The 15,994-nt window shown below is 59.1% G+C and carries 16 protein-coding genes; 11 read left to right on the top strand and 5 right to left on the bottom strand.

Going from position 1 to position 15,994, the window contains the following annotated elements; all coding sequences use genetic code 11:
- Positions 1 to 77: 77 nt before the first annotated feature.
- On the top strand, positions 78 to 644 hold the full coding sequence (locus F3I47_RS14015) for an NTP transferase domain-containing protein (protein WP_150029181.1): 567 nt from the start codon (positions 78 to 80) through the stop codon (positions 642 to 644).
- Positions 641 to 1,624 (top strand): XdhC family protein, encoded by a 984-nt coding sequence (locus tag F3I47_RS14010; protein WP_150029179.1) that lies wholly within the window; start codon positions 641 to 643, stop codon positions 1,622 to 1,624. The genes F3I47_RS14015 and F3I47_RS14010 overlap by 4 nt, the downstream gene beginning before the upstream one ends.
- Here the strand turns inward: F3I47_RS14010 and F3I47_RS14005 are convergent.
- Positions 1,613 to 2,749: an ABC transporter substrate-binding protein gene (locus tag F3I47_RS14005; protein WP_150029177.1), complete on the bottom strand. Its 1,137-nt coding sequence runs from the start codon at positions 2,747 to 2,749 to the stop codon at positions 1,613 to 1,615. The two genes, F3I47_RS14010 and F3I47_RS14005, sit on opposite strands and share 12 nt — an antisense overlap.
- The gene (locus F3I47_RS14000; RefSeq protein WP_150029175.1) at positions 2,736 to 4,859 is read right to left on the bottom strand and encodes a TonB-dependent siderophore receptor; all 2,124 of its coding nucleotides are present in this window, start codon (positions 4,857 to 4,859) and stop codon (positions 2,736 to 2,738) included. The genes F3I47_RS14005 and F3I47_RS14000 overlap by 14 nt, the downstream gene beginning before the upstream one ends.
- 467 nt (positions 4,860 to 5,326) lie before the next feature.
- Between F3I47_RS14000 and F3I47_RS13995 the strand changes: the two genes are divergently transcribed.
- Complete coding sequence (locus F3I47_RS13995; RefSeq protein ID WP_150029174.1) at positions 5,327 to 6,217, top strand: MurR/RpiR family transcriptional regulator; 891 nt, start codon at positions 5,327 to 5,329, stop codon at positions 6,215 to 6,217.
- Between the two features lie 176 nt (positions 6,218 to 6,393).
- On the top strand, positions 6,394 to 8,367 hold the full coding sequence (locus F3I47_RS13990) for an autotransporter outer membrane beta-barrel domain-containing protein (protein ID WP_150029173.1): 1,974 nt from the start codon (positions 6,394 to 6,396) through the stop codon (positions 8,365 to 8,367).
- A 95-nt stretch (positions 8,368 to 8,462) separates the two neighbouring features.
- Here the strand turns inward: F3I47_RS13990 and sfnG are convergent, their stop codons facing one another.
- The gene (gene sfnG / locus F3I47_RS13985) at positions 8,463 to 9,551 is read right to left on the bottom strand and encodes a dimethylsulfone monooxygenase SfnG (RefSeq protein WP_009092813.1); all 1,089 of its coding nucleotides are present in this window, start codon (positions 9,549 to 9,551) and stop codon (positions 8,463 to 8,465) included.
- Between the two features lie 268 nt (positions 9,552 to 9,819).
- Between sfnG and F3I47_RS13980 the strand changes: the two genes are divergently transcribed.
- Together F3I47_RS13980 and rluF are read left to right on the top strand one after the other, a co-directional pair.
- The gene (locus tag F3I47_RS13980) at positions 9,820 to 10,290 is read left to right on the top strand and encodes a GNAT family N-acetyltransferase (RefSeq protein ID WP_150029172.1); all 471 of its coding nucleotides are present in this window, start codon (positions 9,820 to 9,822) and stop codon (positions 10,288 to 10,290) included.
- Between the two features lie 93 nt (positions 10,291 to 10,383).
- Positions 10,384 to 11,262 (top strand): 23S rRNA pseudouridine(2604) synthase RluF, encoded by an 879-nt coding sequence (gene rluF / locus F3I47_RS13975; protein ID WP_150029171.1) that lies wholly within the window; start codon positions 10,384 to 10,386, stop codon positions 11,260 to 11,262.
- Between the two features lie 60 nt (positions 11,263 to 11,322).
- Here the strand turns inward: rluF and F3I47_RS13970 are convergent, their stop codons facing one another.
- Complete coding sequence (locus F3I47_RS13970; protein WP_370462003.1) at positions 11,323 to 12,375, bottom strand: SDR family oxidoreductase; 1,053 nt, start codon at positions 12,373 to 12,375, stop codon at positions 11,323 to 11,325.
- A gap of 103 nt (positions 12,376 to 12,478) precedes the next feature.
- On the opposite strand from F3I47_RS13970, the gene F3I47_RS13965 reads away from it, so the two are divergent.
- The 5 genes from F3I47_RS13965 (at position 12,479) to F3I47_RS13950 (ending at position 14,961) form a co-directional block, all read left to right on the top strand.
- Complete coding sequence (locus tag F3I47_RS13965; protein ID WP_150029169.1) at positions 12,479 to 13,387, top strand: LysR family transcriptional regulator; 909 nt, start codon at positions 12,479 to 12,481, stop codon at positions 13,385 to 13,387.
- A 56-nt stretch (positions 13,388 to 13,443) separates the two neighbouring features.
- Entirely contained in the window at positions 13,444 to 13,638 is a 195-nt protein-coding gene (locus F3I47_RS22740) for a hypothetical protein (protein ID WP_370462002.1), read from the top strand.
- Positions 13,635 to 13,781, top strand: coding sequence for a hypothetical protein (locus F3I47_RS22735; protein ID WP_370462001.1), 147 nt, complete (start codon positions 13,635 to 13,637; stop codon positions 13,779 to 13,781). Before F3I47_RS22740 ends, F3I47_RS22735 begins: the two co-directional genes overlap by 4 nt.
- Positions 13,774 to 14,088, top strand: coding sequence for a DNA-binding transcriptional regulator (locus F3I47_RS13955; RefSeq protein WP_046102778.1), 315 nt, complete (start codon positions 13,774 to 13,776; stop codon positions 14,086 to 14,088). The genes F3I47_RS22735 and F3I47_RS13955 overlap by 8 nt, the downstream gene beginning before the upstream one ends.
- A 201-nt stretch (positions 14,089 to 14,289) precedes the next feature.
- Entirely contained in the window at positions 14,290 to 14,961 is a 672-nt protein-coding gene (locus tag F3I47_RS13950; protein ID WP_140029331.1) for a hypothetical protein, read from the top strand.
- Between the two features lie 52 nt (positions 14,962 to 15,013).
- On the opposite strand, the gene F3I47_RS13945 is transcribed toward F3I47_RS13950, so the two are convergent.
- Complete coding sequence (locus tag F3I47_RS13945) at positions 15,014 to 15,865, bottom strand: Vmh family MBL fold metallo-hydrolase (RefSeq protein WP_150029168.1); 852 nt, start codon at positions 15,863 to 15,865, stop codon at positions 15,014 to 15,016.
- Positions 15,866 to 15,994 lie beyond the last annotated feature (129 nt).

Raw genomic sequence — 15,994 nt, 5'->3', positions numbered from 1 at the left:
TGCTCCGGCAGGCCGGACAGAGTTCAGGCGGGCGCAGGCTGAGGGCTGCGCCCGTTTTTACGCTGCAGGGAGAGAGAGTGAAGATAGCGTTAATTGTGCTGGCTGCCGGACTGAGCCGCCGTTTTCGTCAGCAGGCGGGCGAGCATAAGTTACTGGCCCGCCTTGATGGCAAACCGCTGCTGCAACATACGCTGGAGCAGGCCGCGGCCAGTGGACTTGACCTGTACGTGGTGACGCGTCCCGACGCCGCTGCGCTTCAGGCGCTCTGCACCTCCGCGACGCTGGTATTGTGTGACAGCGGCGGACTGGGGGAGTCGATCGCGGCAGGCGTTAACGCCACGCGCGACTATGACGGCTGGCTGATTGCGCTGGGGGATATGCCGTTTGTGTCAGCCGCGAGTTACTGCGCCGTCAGCACGGCGCTGGCGGATGCGCCTGTCGTCCGACCCTGGGTGGCGGGCAGGCCGGGGCATCCGGTGGGCTTTCAGCGTCACTGTTATCCGGTCCTGAGCCGCCTGCAGGGCGATAGCGGGCCGCAGGCGCTGGTGAACGCCTCCGCCGTCCGCCTGTCGCTGCACGATCGCGGCTGTCTGTGTGACATCGATTTTCCTGCCGATCTGCAGTTAATAAAGGAATTCTCATGATAACGCTGGATCAACGCGTCATTAATGCCGCCCTCAGCCATTCTCAGGCGGGGCGGGCGGTGTGGCTCTGCACGGTGCTGCGCACCTACGGTTCCTCCCCGCGCGCACCGGGGACACTCATGACGGTCAGTGAGACCGGAGAGAGTTGCGGCTCGCTGTCAGGCGGCTGCATCGAAGAGGATTTTCTGGCGCAGCTGGCTACCGGGGCTTACCGCGACAGCAGTCAGCGGGTGCGTTACGGCGAGGGCGGGATGCTGCCTGATGTCAGCCTGCCCTGTGGCGGCAGTCTGGAGATCGTTATTGAGTTTCTGCCGCCCGATGAGGCCACGCTGGCCCTGCTGACGGCGATGCAGCGGGCGCTGAGCGGTCAGCAGCCGCTGGTAAAAATGATACGCCCCGGTGAACGGGCGCAGTGGGAGGCGATCGCCGCCAGTCGGGTGTTACCCGCACTGGATGCCAGCGAGCAGCAGATCGTGCTGCCGGTGGGGGCGATTCCGGAACTGCTGGTCGCGGGCTATTCCAGCGTGGCCTATGAGTGCATCCGGCTCGGCCAGATTCTGGGTTTTCATGTGCGGGTCTGTGAGCACCGTCCGGAGATGCTGACGGAGCTGGAGAGCCATTTCGGCGGCGCAGACAACGTGACGCTGGTGTCACAGCATCCGGCGCGCTGGCTGGAACTCAACGGGGCGCATGCGGCGGTGGCGATTGTGGCGCTGACCCACGATCCGCGCATCGACGATTTGACCATGATGGAGGCGATCGCCACCCCTGCCTTCTACATCGGCATCATGGGCTCAGCCAAAAACAGTGAGAAGCGGCGCGCGCGTCTGCAACAGATCGCCGGTATGGATCGTGCCGAACTGGATCGCATCCATGCGCCCATCGGTCTGCCTATCGGCAGCAAAACCCCGGCAGAGATTGCGCTGTCGGTGATGGCCGATATTGTCCGCATCAAAAACGGCGGCCAGTCAGCCGCCTGACCGCGCCGTGTCCGGTGCCAGCCGGTAGAGGTAAGTGCCGGAGAAGGGGATCGGCAGAAATCGCTGGAACAGTTCACGCAACGTCTGCTCCGGGTCAACATCGCTGAACAGCTGCGGATAGAGCGTGGTGGCAAAGAACTCGGTTGCCACCACGTGCCACGGACTGAGGTAAAAGTTGTGCCAGATCGCCCCTGTGTGGCCGTCCCGCAGTGCGGTCAGCTGCTTCAGGGCGTGCTGCTGACCGGTCAGTGCCAGCAGGCTGTGCCGGGTCTGCGCGGCGGAGACGTCGGGTCCGAGTTGAAGTGCCCCGGCCTCATCCGCGCTGCCGGTGCCGGTGGCAAAGTAGAAGTCGGGCCGGGCGGCGATGACGCTCTCCTCGCTTAGTCGCCCGAACACCCCGTTGACCTGCTGGCTGGCAATATTATCCCCGCCGGCAAAGCGCAGCAGGTCGCCCAGATTACCCTTTACCGAAGTCACGCAGCATTCATTTCGTCGGCCAAGATGCAGCTGCAACAGCACGCGGGGCCGGGGGCCATGATAATCAGCCAGCCGCGTTTCAATGCGCTGCATATGGGTGCGGTAGAAATGATTAAACTCAGCAGCCCGCTGCGGCTGATTCAGCACGTCCCCCAGCAGCGTCATGCTGCGTTCCGTATTGTTCAGCAGGTCAACCCGCAGGTCGATCTTCACCACCGGGATATGCGCCGCGCTGAGCATCTTCTCCAGCAGGGCGCCGTTTTCACCGTCACGCGCCAGCTGCGGCAGGACAACCACGTCGGGTCTGAGTGCAATCACCTGTTCAGGGTTCATGTCATTGACCCCATCCAGCCCCAGGGGTGTAATCTCGCGCATCTGCGGAAACTGGCGGGCAAAAGCCTGCCAGGTCTGAGGATCATACTTTTTCAGGTCGAGCGGCCACCCCACAATATGCTGCAGCGGATTGCCTGGGGTCAGCAGCGCGACGCTGTAGAGCATCCGGCTTTCACCCAGCACGATGCGTTGCGGATGATCGGGCAGCGTCACCTGGCGACCGATGATGTCGGTCAGCGTCCGCGCGCCTGCGCCGACGCTGATGCAGAGCAGGCCGAGCAGCAGCCCGGCACGCAGCGATTTAAAATTCCACACGGGCCTGTACCATCAGGTTACGGGTTTCACCTTCACGGACGCGCAGATTGCCGCCGCTTGAACTGTAGTAGTGCTGGTTGAACAGGTTATTCAGATTCAGACGCAGCTGGGTTTTTTCACCAAACAGGCGATTGTTCCACGCCACAAAGGTGTCTGCCACCACATAGTCGGGCAGGGTAAAGCTGTTATCAGGATCGCCTGCACGGGTGCCGACATAGCGGGCACCGCCGCCGAGTCGCAGTGAGCCTGGCAACCCGCTGACCTGCATCTCATGACTCAGATAGAGCGCACCGGACTGGCGCGGCGCATTCTGCAGCCGGTTGCCGTTGTTGTCCGGATTGACCCGGTCGCTGACGATCTCCGCCTGGTCATAGCTGTAGCTGGCGCTGAGATCCCAGCCGGGAGAAATCTCGCCGTTCAGCTCAAACTCCGCGCCGGTAGATCGCGCCTTATCAATCGCCCGCGTGCTGCCATTGATGTTCAGCGACATCGCCTTTTCATCAATGCGATAGAGAGCCACGGTCGCCAGGAGTTTCGGCGACAGCTGCCATTTACTGCCGACCTCCCAGCTGGTGCCCTGTTCCGGCTTGCCGACGTTGCCATTGTCATCCACGTCGGTGGAAGGGGTAAACGACTTGCTGACGCTGGTGTAGAACGAGAGGTCGGGCGTCAGTTTGTAGATCACCCCGGCCTGCGGCAGAAATTTATTTCCCTCATCGTTCAGGGTTTCCACCTGTGGATTTACACCGCGAGAGGCTCGCTGTTCATAGTGCTGATAACGGCCGCCCAGCACCACAATCCAGTCGGGTGAGAGCGAAATGCTGTCCTTAAGATAGAGTGAACGGCTGTGAATGCGGTTCAGGTTATTGGCCGCGGTTCTGTTTTCCGTGCTGGCATCGGTCACCGGAGAGAGCAGGTCATAGTCGGGACTGAAGTAGCTGAACTGACGGTTGACCCTGCCCTGATACTGATGCGCGCGGTAGGTCTGGTTCATCTCATAATCTGTTCCTGCCACCAGCGCGTGCGACATACCGAGGATTTCTGTATTCCCCAGCAGATCCCAGCTGACATATTTGGTTTTATGGTTAAAACCACGATTGGCATCGGCACGGCGTGTGACCACGCCGCTGCTGGCATTCACCGCCGTCACCCGCACTTCATTGTTGTCATAGCGCCGCTGGTTCCAGCCCAGGGTCAGACGGGTTGTCCACTCGTCGTTAAACTGCCAGTCGTAGTGCGCGTTCAGGGTTTTGTTATGTCCCCAGGCGTGATTGGCTTTGTCATCCAGACGATCTTTATAGCCGATATCAATCGGCCGGCCATTGATAAAGGCGGTGCCGCGATCGTAGGGGATATCATAACGGTAGTCGGCATAGCTGATCAGAAAGCTGGCCTGCTCACCAAACCATTGCAGTGAGGGGGCCACCAGCGTGTGCTCCTCACGGCCAAAGTTGCGCCAGTAATCCTGATTCTGTTTTTCGGCAATCAGCCGGAAGGCGAAACCCTTGCCCAGCGGCCCGGTGACGTCCAGCGTGCCTGCTCCGCCGCCTTCGCTGGTGTAGCGTCCGCTGACGCTGGAGTGCCAGTTGTACTGCGGCTTTTTGCTGACCACATTGATGATGCCGCCCGGATTCTGAATGCCATAGAGCAGGGAGGAGGAGCCTTTCAGCACTTCCACCCGCTCCGTGGTGGCATCGACGTTAAGGCCCTGACTGCTGCGGATCCCATCACGGTAGATCGACCCGTCGGCATTGCTGCCGAAGCCGCGTCGCACAAAGCCATCCTCGGTTCCGGCCAGGGTGTTCGCTTCGCTCACCCCGCTGACAAAACGCATCGCTTCTGCCAGCGAGCTGACCTGATAATCCTCCAGCTGCTGCTGTGTTACCACGCTGACCGACTGCGCTTCATCCAGCCGGGCAGTGGGCATTTTGCTGGCAACACTGCTCTGGCTGGCGCTGTAATTTCCCTCCGGATTCGCCTCTGCGGTGACGGTGATATCCGGTGCTCTGTCGGTTGCTGCTTCAGCCTGCGGCAGCAGGATGCTGCCGCAGATCGCCACGACCAGAGCAGAGTGCCGGGCCGGATAACGGGAGTCTGAACTGTTTTTCATTTTTCTTTTCGTTTCTGAAGCTGAGGTCAATAACGCCCGGCATGACCTTCTGTCGGTCGCACAGGGCTTCCCTGGAGGTCTTCTGCAACATGCAGTGTGTTAAACAGCGAAGCGTTAAGCCGGAAGGGGGGAAGAACCTCTCACCGCCCCGACGACAATGCTTCTCATCTGTAATTGAGAATCATTCAATCATCAGCCGGTGTAGTAGTAAATATAATTTAATCGTAAAATACTACATTTCGCCTGAGGCAAATTTTCAGCGGAAGGCTAAGTGAAGCTATGTTTATCTGTCTGTAATATAATTAAATTATTTATTTTCAGTCTGAATGATGACGCTTAATCCACAGCGTTATCAGGTGAATAATCAGACACTCCGACTCTTTCACTACATCTTTTTCGCCTATCGGGTCGTGAAAAAGAGCGTAATTGAGAGACGAAAAATTTTACCCCCCTCAATCAGGTGAAGCATGAAATCGATCCGGACAGTAAAGAACAGAACCGATGTGCTGGCAGAGCGCCTGCGCGCCAGGGAAAAGCAGCTCTCGCCGCGTCTGCTTGACGTAGCCCGTTACCTCGATCAACAGCGCGAAACGGTGCTGGAGAGCACGGCAATGGAGATCGCCCTGGCAAATCAGACCTCAGATGCCACCGTCATCCGCGCGATTCAGGCCCTGGGTTTCAGCGGCCTGCGCGACCTGAAAGAGACGCTGAAAGCCTGGTTCGGGCCGGCGCTGACCTCCGAAGATAAAATGGTGACGACCGTCAGTGAGGTGACCAGCGACGTGAGCAGCGCCATCGACTTTGTGCTGTCGGGCCACCGCCACGCCTGTGAGGTGCTCTCTCAGCCGCAGAACCGCGTGGCGGTCGCGGATGCGGTCACATTGCTGAGCGAAGCGCGCGCCGTCGCGATTTTTGGCATCAATGCATCGGGCATTCTGGCGGACTATAGCGTGCGGCTGCTTAACCGCATCGGCCTGCCAGCCTTTTCACTGAACCGTTCCGGTGTGGCACTGGCTGAACAGATGCTGGCGATGCAGCGGGGCGATGTGCTGGTGATGATGGCGCAGCAGTCGGCGCACCGGGAGGGGACAACGGTCGTGCGTGAGGCGAAAAGGCTCGGCATTCCGCTCATCCTGCTGACCAACGCCACCGACTCCTTTTTTGCCCGCGAAGCCGATGTGGTGATCAACGTGCCTCGCGGCGGTGAAAAAGGACGCATTCCGCTGCATGGCACCATCATGGTCTGTCTGGAAATGCTGATCCTGTCGGTAGCTTCTGCGATGCCGCAGCGCACGGTCAAAACCATGAAACGTCTGCAGGATTTCTATCGTGGCCTGAAGCCCGCCACCAAAAAGTAGCCGCGCTGACTCCGCTGTAGCCGGTGCGGCCGCAGACCGCTTTCACGCCAGATTTTTCCCGCTTTGCGAGCCAGATCTCGCCTTTTTCGCAGCCTCTTTCGCCGGACGACTACGCTTACAGCTAACCGTGCCATCGGGTGCGGTTCGTCCTCCTTTACCCCTGTGCGGAGCTGCTGATGAAACCCCTTCACGCGCAAACCCTTTTCTGCTGTGCGATCCTGAGTCTGCTGTCACCGTTGCCCGCCGCGGCATGGAACCACCTCACCGTCTTTGGCGACAGCCTGAGCGATGGCGGGAACGTAGGGCGCTTTACCTATGATGGCGCAACCCACCCGCTGTATGACGAGATCGTCGCGCAGTCGCTGGGCGATACCTTACGTCCTTCATCGCAGGGCGGAAACAACTATGCCGAGGGCGGCGCCGTCGCGGTACCGGCGATCAATCCCCTGTTTAATACCCAGGATCAGCTGCAAAGTTATCTGGCAACCCGCGGCGGGCGGGCCGATCCCGATGGCCTCTATATCCACTGGATCGGCGGCAATGACTTAGCGGCGGCGGCGCTCTCTCCTCTGACTGCCCGGCAGCTGGTCGATAACAGCGCCGGTGCGGCGGCCTCACAGGTTAGCCGGTTGCTGGATGCCGGCGCCGGAACGGTGATTGTGCCGACGGTGCCCAACGTGGGGGCCACCCCCGCGCTGTTGCAGGCGATTCTGCAGACGCTCGGACCCGCCGCGCAACCGGCCACGGCGGCGCTGTTTCAGTCGCTGAGCACCCGCACCACGCCAGACCGGGCCGCGCGCGAGCAGGCGATTGAAACGGCTCTGGGTGAGGCGGCGGGGCAGCTTTCTGCGATTCCGCCGATCCGTGAGGCGCTCGCGCAGCAGCTGATCGCTGCCTGGCGGTTGCTGAGTGAGGCCGCCTCGGCGCTGACCGACCGTTACAATCAGGCCGAAGAGGAGGGGCTGCTGGCGGCCCGCGGCAACATCGCCCGGGTAGATATCAATGGCCTGTTTAATGAGGTGATCGATAATCCGGTCCGCTATGGACTCACCAACACCGCCGGCATGGCCTGCCCGCCCGGCGTGTCGTCGATGGACTGCACCGCTTCCACGCCGGGATTTTCATCCTCGCAGCAGTATCTGTTTGCCGACCGGCTGCATCCCAGCCCGGCAGTCCATGCGCTGATCGCCGATTACATTCAGTCAGTGCTGAACGCACCGCTGCAGGTGGCGGCGCTGAGCCGTGCTCCCTCAATGCTGGTGGGCGATGCGCAGAATACGCTGGATGGGCATCTGCAGCAGCAGCGTCAGCAGCCCGCAGAGGCGGGCACGTTAACCGTTTTTGGCGGTTACGCCGGGCAGCAGCGGGATTTTCGTGGCGACAGTCTGCTGAATGGGGATGCCACCAGCGCCACCGGCACCGTGGGGGTGGGCTATCAGCTGACCGATGCGTGGCAGGCCGGTGCGATGCTCTCCACCACCTCGCAGCGCCAGCAGCCCTCGTCGCGCTTCGATTACCGCTTGCGCGGTAATCTGGTGGCGATCTGGAGCCAGCTGAACTACCTCAACCACGGCTGGATAAACGCGGACGCCCACTATGCCGACCTGGATTTCGACGATATTAAACGCCAGGTGAAACTGGGGCCTGCGACCCGTACCGAACAGGGTAACAGTGGCGGGAAAGTGCTCGGGATGCGGGTGCAGACCGGCTGGGATCTTCCCGTTGGCCGTTACGTCACGACCGGACCGGTGGCGAGCTATGCGCTCGACTACACGCGGGTCGGCGGCTATCAGGAGGAGGGCAACAGCAGCACCTCTATGCGCTTTGGCGACCAGACGCTGCACGCCCAGGTCGGCTCCCTGGGCTGGCGTATCGACAGCAAAGATTTGCCGGTCAATCCCTGGGCGCAGATCAGTTACAACCATCAGTTTGGTGACAGTGATTCCGCGGTAACGGCCGGACTGAAATCGACCCGCACCGCCTTTACCCGCAGCAGTGATGGCAGGGATGACAACTGGATCAACATGGCCGTGGGAGCCAGCGTGCCGCTGGGTGCCGCAGTGAATGCCTTTGCGGGCGTTTCGGCCGTAGCGGGTAACAGTGAGACGCATCAGGTGACGTGGAACGTGGGAGTGAATGCCCGTTTTTAACCGGGCAGATCAATGGCGCTGACGTCCTGAACCTGCCGCCCCGCCAGCGCGGAGCGGCAGATAACCTGCAGCACAGCCAGCAAAGAAAGCGGCAGCTATGCGCGGACCAGCGCTTCCTGCGCCTCCAGCTCACGCACCCGGGGTATGACCTCACGTCCGAAGAATTCGACTTCTTCATGAAAGTGCAGAAACGCCAGCAGCAGCAGATCCACACCGGCCCGCTTCAGCGCAATAATCCGTTCGGCAATCTGCTGCGGTGTACCGATCAGGTTGGTTTTAAAGCCATCGTTATACTGCACCAGATCCTCAAACGACGATTTCGCCCAGTTTCCCTCGCCCTCCGGTGATGCGCTGCCCGCATTTCTGACCTCATGCTGAAAGCCTTTGACCGCATCCGGGTTAGCTTTGCGGATGATCTCCTGCAGCACCGCCTGCGCCTCCTGCTCACTGTCACGGGCAATCACAAAACCGTTCAGGCCGATCCGCACCTTGTGCTGGTTGACGCTGGCTTTCGCCCTGATGTCGGCCACCTGCTGACGCACCCCCTCCGGGGTATTGCCGTTGGTGAAGTACCAGTCTGACACCCGGGCGGCCATATCCCGCGCCGCCCGTGAACTGCCGCCCTGAAAAATTTCCGGCAGCGGTGACAGCGGTTTCGGTTTCATGGCGTAGTCGCGAAAGCGATAAAAATCCCCGGCAAAGGTAAAGCTCTCTTCGCGCCAGATACCGCGCAGGCAGCGGATAAACTCTTCCGAACGCAGATAGCGCTCTTCATGATCGAGCCAGGGTTCGCCGATCGCCTTAAATTCGCCCCGGAACCAGCCGCTGACAATATTCACGGCGATGCGCGGCCCATAGAGATGACTGATGGTGGCGATCTGCTTCGCCGCGAGCACCGGATTCCACGGGCCGGGCAGCAGAGCCGCAATCACTTTCAATCGCGACGTCTGGCTGAGCAGATCCTGAGAAAAGGTGACCGACTCATGCTGATTGTCCGCGCCATAACCGGCGGTAAAACGGATCTGCGTCAGCGCGTAGTCAAAGCCCGCCTCTTCGGCAATCTGCGCCAGTTTCCGGTTGTATCCGGCATCCCAGCGGGTACGCTGCTCTATCTGACTGATCACCAGTCCGCCTGAGACATTCGGCACCCAGTAGGCGAACTGCAGGGGTTGAGTTTCTGACATCGTTGCTCTCCTGATATAGCTGAATAACTGGTAACGTAAGTTTTTCCAAACTTTCAGATATAAAAGAAAAGGCTAAGCAGTAACTATGCCAGTCAGTAAGCCGCTGTTTTAACAACAATGAATTTGTATTGACGCCGCCGGTGCTGTTGCAGATGCAGCAGGATAAAAACAGCCGGTTTGCCAATGCAACAGAGCTGTTCAGTCGCTAGCCGAGTGCGCCACAACGTGGTGTGATAGCGAACCGGGTATTCAGCAAAAGGAGGGCAGTATGATAGTCAGAGAAGCCTCGCCTGAAGAGGCGCACCGTTTATGGGAGATCAGAAATCGGGCGATCCGCCACGGCTGCCAGCATACCTATCCGCCAGAGGTGCTGACCGCCTGGACGCCAGACCGGATGCCTGCCAGCTTTCCGGCGATGATCCGCGAGAACCCCTTTTTCGTGATTGATGGCCCGGACGGCGAGCCGGTTGCGACCGGACTGCTGGATCTCAGCGCGGCCAGCGTGGAGGCGATTTTTACGCTGCCTGAATTTACCGGACAGGGCCTGGCGGGCCGGATTATCGACAGAATCAAAGCGGAGGCGCTGCAGCGTGGCTATCACCGTCTGACGCTCGCTTCGACGCCCAACGCCGCCGGCTTTTATCAGCAGCATGGCTTCCGGGTTCTGGGCGAAAGCCTCTATCCTTCGAAGCTGGCGGGCTGTGCGTTACGCTGTGTGGAGATGGCGATTACGCTCTGACGCTCTGCTGCGCGGGGCGTGCCACAAGTTTCCCGCGCAAAGGCTTCGCAAGCTCACGCCGGTAAGGTATAGTCCGCGTTTTTTGGAGGAACCATGCTGACTGACTCATCAACTCGTCTCAATAAATACATCAGCGAGAGCGGTATCTGCTCCCGCCGCGACGCCGATCGATACATCGAGCAGGGCAACGTTTTCATTAACGGCAAACGCGCCACTGTGGGCGCGCAGGTATTTGCAGGCGATGTGGTGAAGGTGAATGGTCAGCTGATCGAGCCGCGTGATGAAGAGGATCTGGTGCTGATCGCGCTGAATAAACCGGTGGGGGTTATCACCACGATGGAAGAGGGCGAGCGCGATAACATCAGCGACTTCGTTAATCATAGTAAGCGCGTCTTCCCGATTGGCCGTCTCGACAAAGATTCTCAGGGCCTGATTTTCCTGACCAACCACGGCGATCTGGTCAACAAAATCCTGCGCGCCGGTAACAACCACGAGAAAGAGTATGTGGTGACCGTCGACAAACCGATCACCGATGAGTTTATTGCCGGTATGGGCGCGGGCGTGCCCATGCTCGGCACCGTCACCAAAAAGTGCAAAGTAAAAAAGGAGGCGCCGTTTGTCTTCCGTATCACGCTGGTGCAGGGGCTGAATCGCCAGATCCGCCGTATGTGTAAGCACTTTGGCTATGAAGTGACGAAGCTTGAACGTACCCGCATCATGAACGTTAATCTCAAAGGCATACCGCTGGGCGAGTGGCGCGATCTGACTGACGACGAACTCATTGAGCTGTTTAAACTGCTGGAAAATTCTTCGTCTGAAGAAAAACCGGCTAAGAAAGCCAAAGCGCCTGCTAAACCTGCGGCGGGAAAAAAACCGCAGAAAGGCCCGGCGAAACCGGCTGAAAAAGCGGATGCCGGTGGTGCCTCACGCAAGCGCTTTACCCAGCCGGGTCGCAAGAAGAAAGGACGCTGAGGCCTTGCCCTCGCAGAGCGCCGCCCCTGCGCGCTCTGCCTCGCGTCTCGATCCGGCCCCTCACGGGATGATGCGGGCCGCTCTGAAGCCACTGAACAGATCGCAAAACATCTGATCCGTCGCGCGATAGTGGTGAAACCCCGCCCGCCGCAGCTTGCTGCCATCACCAAACATGTCGTAATCCCAGCCAAAGACAAAATCCGCAAACGTTCCATCACTCAGGGCCAGAATGTCGGGCTGCACCAGGGCGTTCTCTTCCGCAATCTCCCGCCATAGCCCACGGTAATCCTGAAAAAGCTGCCGGAAGGAGAGAGCAACTGGCGGCGCGATCGCCAGTTCAAACCAGGCGGCGATGACCGGCCACAGTTCACTCCAGCGCCAGAGATCGCCATTGTTGATATTAAAGGCCTGGTTGGCCGCCGCAGGCGCACGCGCGGCCCAGAGCGTCGCATCGGCAAGCAGTGAGGCGTCGGTAAAATCGACCATGCTGTGCCAGGTTGCCAGTGAACCGGGAAAGCGTAACGGCAGCTGCGCCGCCCGGCACAGGGAAGCATACAGCGCCAGACTCAGGGCCAGATTCATACTGTTGCCCGGCCTGTCGCTGCCCACCACGCCGGGTCGCAGAGCGCTCCAGTGCCAGTCTTTACCCTGCTGCTGTGCGCTCAGCCAGGCCAGCTGTGCGGCGTTAAATTCGGCACCCGGCACACCGGGATCGCTCTCCCGCGCCGGGGTTTTGAAACGGCCCAGATGCGCGCCGTAGACTTTGTATCCCTGCATCAGGCTGACATGCTCAAGCGGCGCGATAGCCTCAATGACCCGCACCAGATTCTGCAGCATCGCCAGATTAGGCTCCACCATCGCCTGCCAGTCAGCGGCGCTGAGCCAGGCACTGTAGAAGAGATGCGTGACGTCAGTCAGTGAAGCGAGCTGCTGCGCACTCTGCTCCGGATCCCGCAAATCGACCCGGAAGGTTTCCATCCCGCTCCCGGCAGCGGCAGCGCGGTGGGTCAGCGCCCTGACCTGCCAGTGATTGTCAGCCAGCGCCTGGCAGAGTTGCTGCCCGACAATCCCGCTGGCGCCTGCCACTAATGCCACCCTGTTTTTCTGCGTCATGCTCACCTCCACTCTCTTGTTGAGTAACGGAACGCATTCTCACCTGCCAAAGATTCTGATTAAATCCCACCAACCGGATATCACTTATCAGGAAAATCATTGAATGCAGAACAAACTTAACGCCATTCAGACCTTCATCCGGGTGGCGGAAGCGGGCTCCTTCTCGGCGGCCGCACGGCAGAACGGCATGAAACAATCGGCCGTAAGTCAGCAGATTGCAGCCCTGGAGGAGGCGCTGGGCGTTGTGCTGCTGCACCGCACCACCCGCAGCATGGCGCTGACGGAGCAGGGGGAACGCTATCTGCAGCAGGTCAGACACCTGCTCAATGCGATGGAAGAACTGGAGCAGCAACTGCGGCCCGACTCGCAACCGCTGAGCGGGAGGATGCACATCCAGGTACCGAGCGGCATCGGGCAGCGGTTGATGCCGTCTCTGATTGCCTTCCAGCAGGCGCATCCGGCCCTGCAGTTAACCCTTGCGCTGGAAGATCGTCTGTCAGACCTGATTGCGGAGGGCGTTGACCTGGCGATTCGCCTGAGTGAGTCGCCGCCCACCACGCTGGCGGCCCGGGTACTGGCCACCGTAGAAACCGTGCTGGTGGCGTCCCCTGACTGGATCGCCCGTCACGGTACACTCCAGACGCCGGCTGAGCTGGCGCATCATCCCCATGTCCGTTTCAGCGGCGTTTCCCCGGACACCCCGCTGCAGTTGCTCTCGGCGACAGAGAGGATCTCTGTTCCGGTGAAAAGCGTGTTTCGCGCCAACAACAGCGATGCCCTGCGGCAGGCTCTGGAGGCCGGGCTGGGAATAGGCGGATTACAGACCCTGATTGGCGCGGAGGCGCTGGCATCCGGCAGGCTGGTACGGCTGTTACCGGACTGGCGGCTTCCCGACCGCTATCTCTACGCCATTTTCCCTGATGCCCGTTTTATTCCTCACCGGGTACGCGCGCTGGTGGCGCGGTTGAGTGAAGTGCTGGAGGCGGGAAACCAGACAGGAAGGACGGCATGATTGAATTTTAGCCGATGCAGGGATAAACTATCCCCTGATTGGGGATAGGGAATGACATGGACGCACTCTTCATCGAACTTTCCAGCTTTCAGAAATACCGGCCTGATTATCTTAATGATGACCAGTTCAGGGCGTTTCAGAACATGTTGCTGGCAGACCCTGAAAAGGGTGATCTGATACCGGCGGGCTGCGTAAAGTGCGCTTCAGGGATGAGCGTCGGCATAAGGGCGCAAGAGGCGGAATCAGAGTGATCTACTACTGGACGAATGAGCAGGACCAATTCATTCTGTTTACCATTTACGACAAAGATCAACGCGATGACCTCACTAAGGCGCAGCGAGATGCGCTGGCGACGGCACTGCAGGTGATCAAAAAAGGGCTAAGGCATGTCTGAACGCGATATTTTCAGTGAACTCATGACGGGGATGCAGGAACTCCAGGATCACCAGGAGGGAAAGATCACGCTGAAGCATCACAAGGTGACAAAACGCGCGCCTGTTACCCTTACGCCGCAGGAGTTGCGCGACGTCCGTGAAAAACTCAATCTCTCTCAGGCTGTATTTGCTCATTACCTTCACACAGGTGAAACCACTTATCAGAACTGGGAGCAGGGCAGAGCCAGACCTAATGCACAGGCAGTTTTATTGATTCGTATGGTCCAGCAGAATCCTGAAACACTTAAAACTCTCGCGCAGTTGTGATCTCATAAGCCGGACATCGCGCGTCATCAGGACGCGCCTCTCAGCTGCCTGCTCTGTGCGGTGAAAGATCCTGAACCTCCCCGGTCGTTCCGCCGGACCCCATCCGCTACGGCCATAAAGCGGTCACATTCAGAACAGCGACACTTTTCACTCTGATTAGAGCGTGGCAGGATAAGCGCAAACTATCATGGAGTGAGCCTGATGTTACTGAAAGGTATGAACGATCCGCTGCTGAAAGCGTATCAGCATCCGAAGTCACGGATGATGATCAGCCGTTTCAGGGGACTGGCGGGCGATCGACGCGTCAGTGACTGGCAGGCGTTCACTATTCTGGTGACAGGCTTTACCAATTACTGGTTTGTGCAGGCCGGTCACTACTCAATTAATGTCACCCTGACCAAAACCCGCCAGTTCGATTTTCTGCAGGACTTTCTGCATTTTACCGTGACGCTGGATGGCCTGATTGCGGATGAACATTTTCGCAGCCCGGACTTTGTGCTGCCCCATTACGACGTGCCCTACGAATTCTGCCGCTGGCGCAACAAACGCGGCTACGACGCCTTAACCACCTATGTCAGTAAACAGGGCGTGAAATCCCACAAGGGGATCTTTACCGTCTCGGAAGGCCTCTCCCCGGAGGAGCAGGTGATGAAATGGGAAGGGGTGGTAAACGTCTACGACAAAACCTTTTTCAGCGTGACGAACTTCAACACCACGCAGGAATTTCTGATCAAAGATATCAGCCGATCGATTCAGGAAGGTCTGCTGAAACACCTGAGTTTTTACCGCGACCTGTTTCACTACATCTTCCCCACACCCGCTGAGGCGCGATTGCAGGCGCGGGATGACAGACGCTATCTGGCTAAAAAATAGCGCCCTGGTGCACTCCGCGTTGTGCTGCAAAGTCAGCCGTTTCTCTGCGGGTTTACCACTTCATCTCACCGGTGTTCACTTTCGCGCTGAGCTCCAGCGAACCCGGCTCGGCCAGTCCTGGCCAGGCGGCCGTCATGGCGCTAATCACCTCTGCTGAGGTTTTGTGCTGCGACAGCGCCTGCTCAAAGGACTTCAGGTAGTTGAGGGTAAAATCCACTGCCTGCGACCCGGCGGGGCGCGCACCCAGATAGTGACCCGGGATGACGTTCTGCGGATGCAGCGTCTGCATCTCTGTCAGGATATGACGCCACGCCGCACGGCTTTCAGGGGTCAGGGTGTCTGCTGTCCAGACATGAATGCCGGAAGAGAGGGCCGTCCCACCCAGAATGGTGCTGGCGGAGGGGATCCAGACGTAAGCGGCATACTGATCCGGATGACGCAGCTCCAGCACTTCACCGTCTACGCTAAACCGTGTCTCATGCGTCACCTCTGGCACGGTCAGCGCGTCAGGCGCGCCCTGTTTCATCTGCGGACCCCAGTACTTCAGCTTCGCCTCATGCGTCTCCTGAATATGTTTTACCACCGCGGGTGAGGCCACCACCTTCACATCCGGCCAGGCTTTAACAATCGGTTCCAGGCCAAAATAGAAGTCGGGATCGCCGGAGGTTATCACGATTTCTTTCAGTTTTTTGCCGCTCTGTTTAATCATCGCCACCAGCTTCTCACCATCCTGCGTGCTGAACTGCGCATCAAACAGAATGGCTTCGGTGGGGCCGGAGACCAGCGTAGATGAAACGGCAAACAGGCCCTTTTCCTGCGGATTATAGGTTTCAAGTTTCAGGGTCGTGGCGCTGGCAGAGGCTGAAGCCAGCATCATAATTAAAGCGTGAGCTGCAATTTTCATGTTTATCCTCAGAGGGTAATCGCCGCACAGGGCGGCGCAAATGATCATGTTCTGTGTCTGTGACGCTATTTTACGCATTCTGACATCTGTTAGAATTCCCGAAATCAGAGATGCTGAGTTTCATAATCC

It is taken from the genome of Pantoea sp. M_10 (assembly GCF_008631515.1).
In the GTDB taxonomy this organism is placed as follows: Bacteria; Pseudomonadota; Gammaproteobacteria; order Enterobacterales; family Enterobacteriaceae; genus Pantoea; species Pantoea anthophila.
Note: the sequence above shows the minus strand (reverse complement) of the source record. Positions and strands in the feature narration are given on the sequence as shown.

Excerpts from the sequence above, each read along its gene's own strand:
- F3I47_RS22740 (WP_370462002.1), top strand. The coding sequence starts at position 13,444 with ATGGACGCACTCTTCATCGAACTTTCCAGCTTTCAGAAATACCGGCCT.
- F3I47_RS13965 (WP_150029169.1), top strand. The coding sequence starts at position 12,479 with ATGCAGAACAAACTTAACGCCATTCAGACCTTCATCCGGGTGGCGGAA.
- rluF (WP_150029171.1), top strand. The coding sequence starts at position 10,384 with ATGCTGACTGACTCATCAACTCGTCTCAATAAATACATCAGCGAGAGC.
- sfnG (WP_009092813.1), bottom strand. The coding sequence starts at position 9,551 with ATGTCAGAAACTCAACCCCTGCAGTTCGCCTACTGGGTGCCGAATGTC.
- F3I47_RS13995 (WP_150029174.1), top strand. The coding sequence starts at position 5,327 with ATGAAATCGATCCGGACAGTAAAGAACAGAACCGATGTGCTGGCAGAG.
- F3I47_RS13980 (WP_150029172.1), top strand. The coding sequence starts at position 9,820 with ATGATAGTCAGAGAAGCCTCGCCTGAAGAGGCGCACCGTTTATGGGAG.
- F3I47_RS13970 (WP_370462003.1), bottom strand. The coding sequence starts at position 12,375 with ATGACGCAGAAAAACAGGGTGGCATTAGTGGCAGGCGCCAGCGGGATT.
- F3I47_RS13955 (WP_046102778.1), top strand. The coding sequence starts at position 13,774 with ATGTCTGAACGCGATATTTTCAGTGAACTCATGACGGGGATGCAGGAA.
- F3I47_RS14000 (WP_150029175.1), bottom strand. The coding sequence starts at position 4,859 with ATGAAAAACAGTTCAGACTCCCGTTATCCGGCCCGGCACTCTGCTCTG.
- F3I47_RS13990 (WP_150029173.1), top strand. The coding sequence starts at position 6,394 with ATGAAACCCCTTCACGCGCAAACCCTTTTCTGCTGTGCGATCCTGAGT.
- F3I47_RS14010 (WP_150029179.1), top strand. The coding sequence starts at position 641 with ATGATAACGCTGGATCAACGCGTCATTAATGCCGCCCTCAGCCATTCT.
- F3I47_RS13945 (WP_150029168.1), bottom strand. The coding sequence starts at position 15,865 with ATGAAAATTGCAGCTCACGCTTTAATTATGATGCTGGCTTCAGCCTCT.
- F3I47_RS13950 (WP_140029331.1), top strand. The coding sequence starts at position 14,290 with ATGTTACTGAAAGGTATGAACGATCCGCTGCTGAAAGCGTATCAGCAT.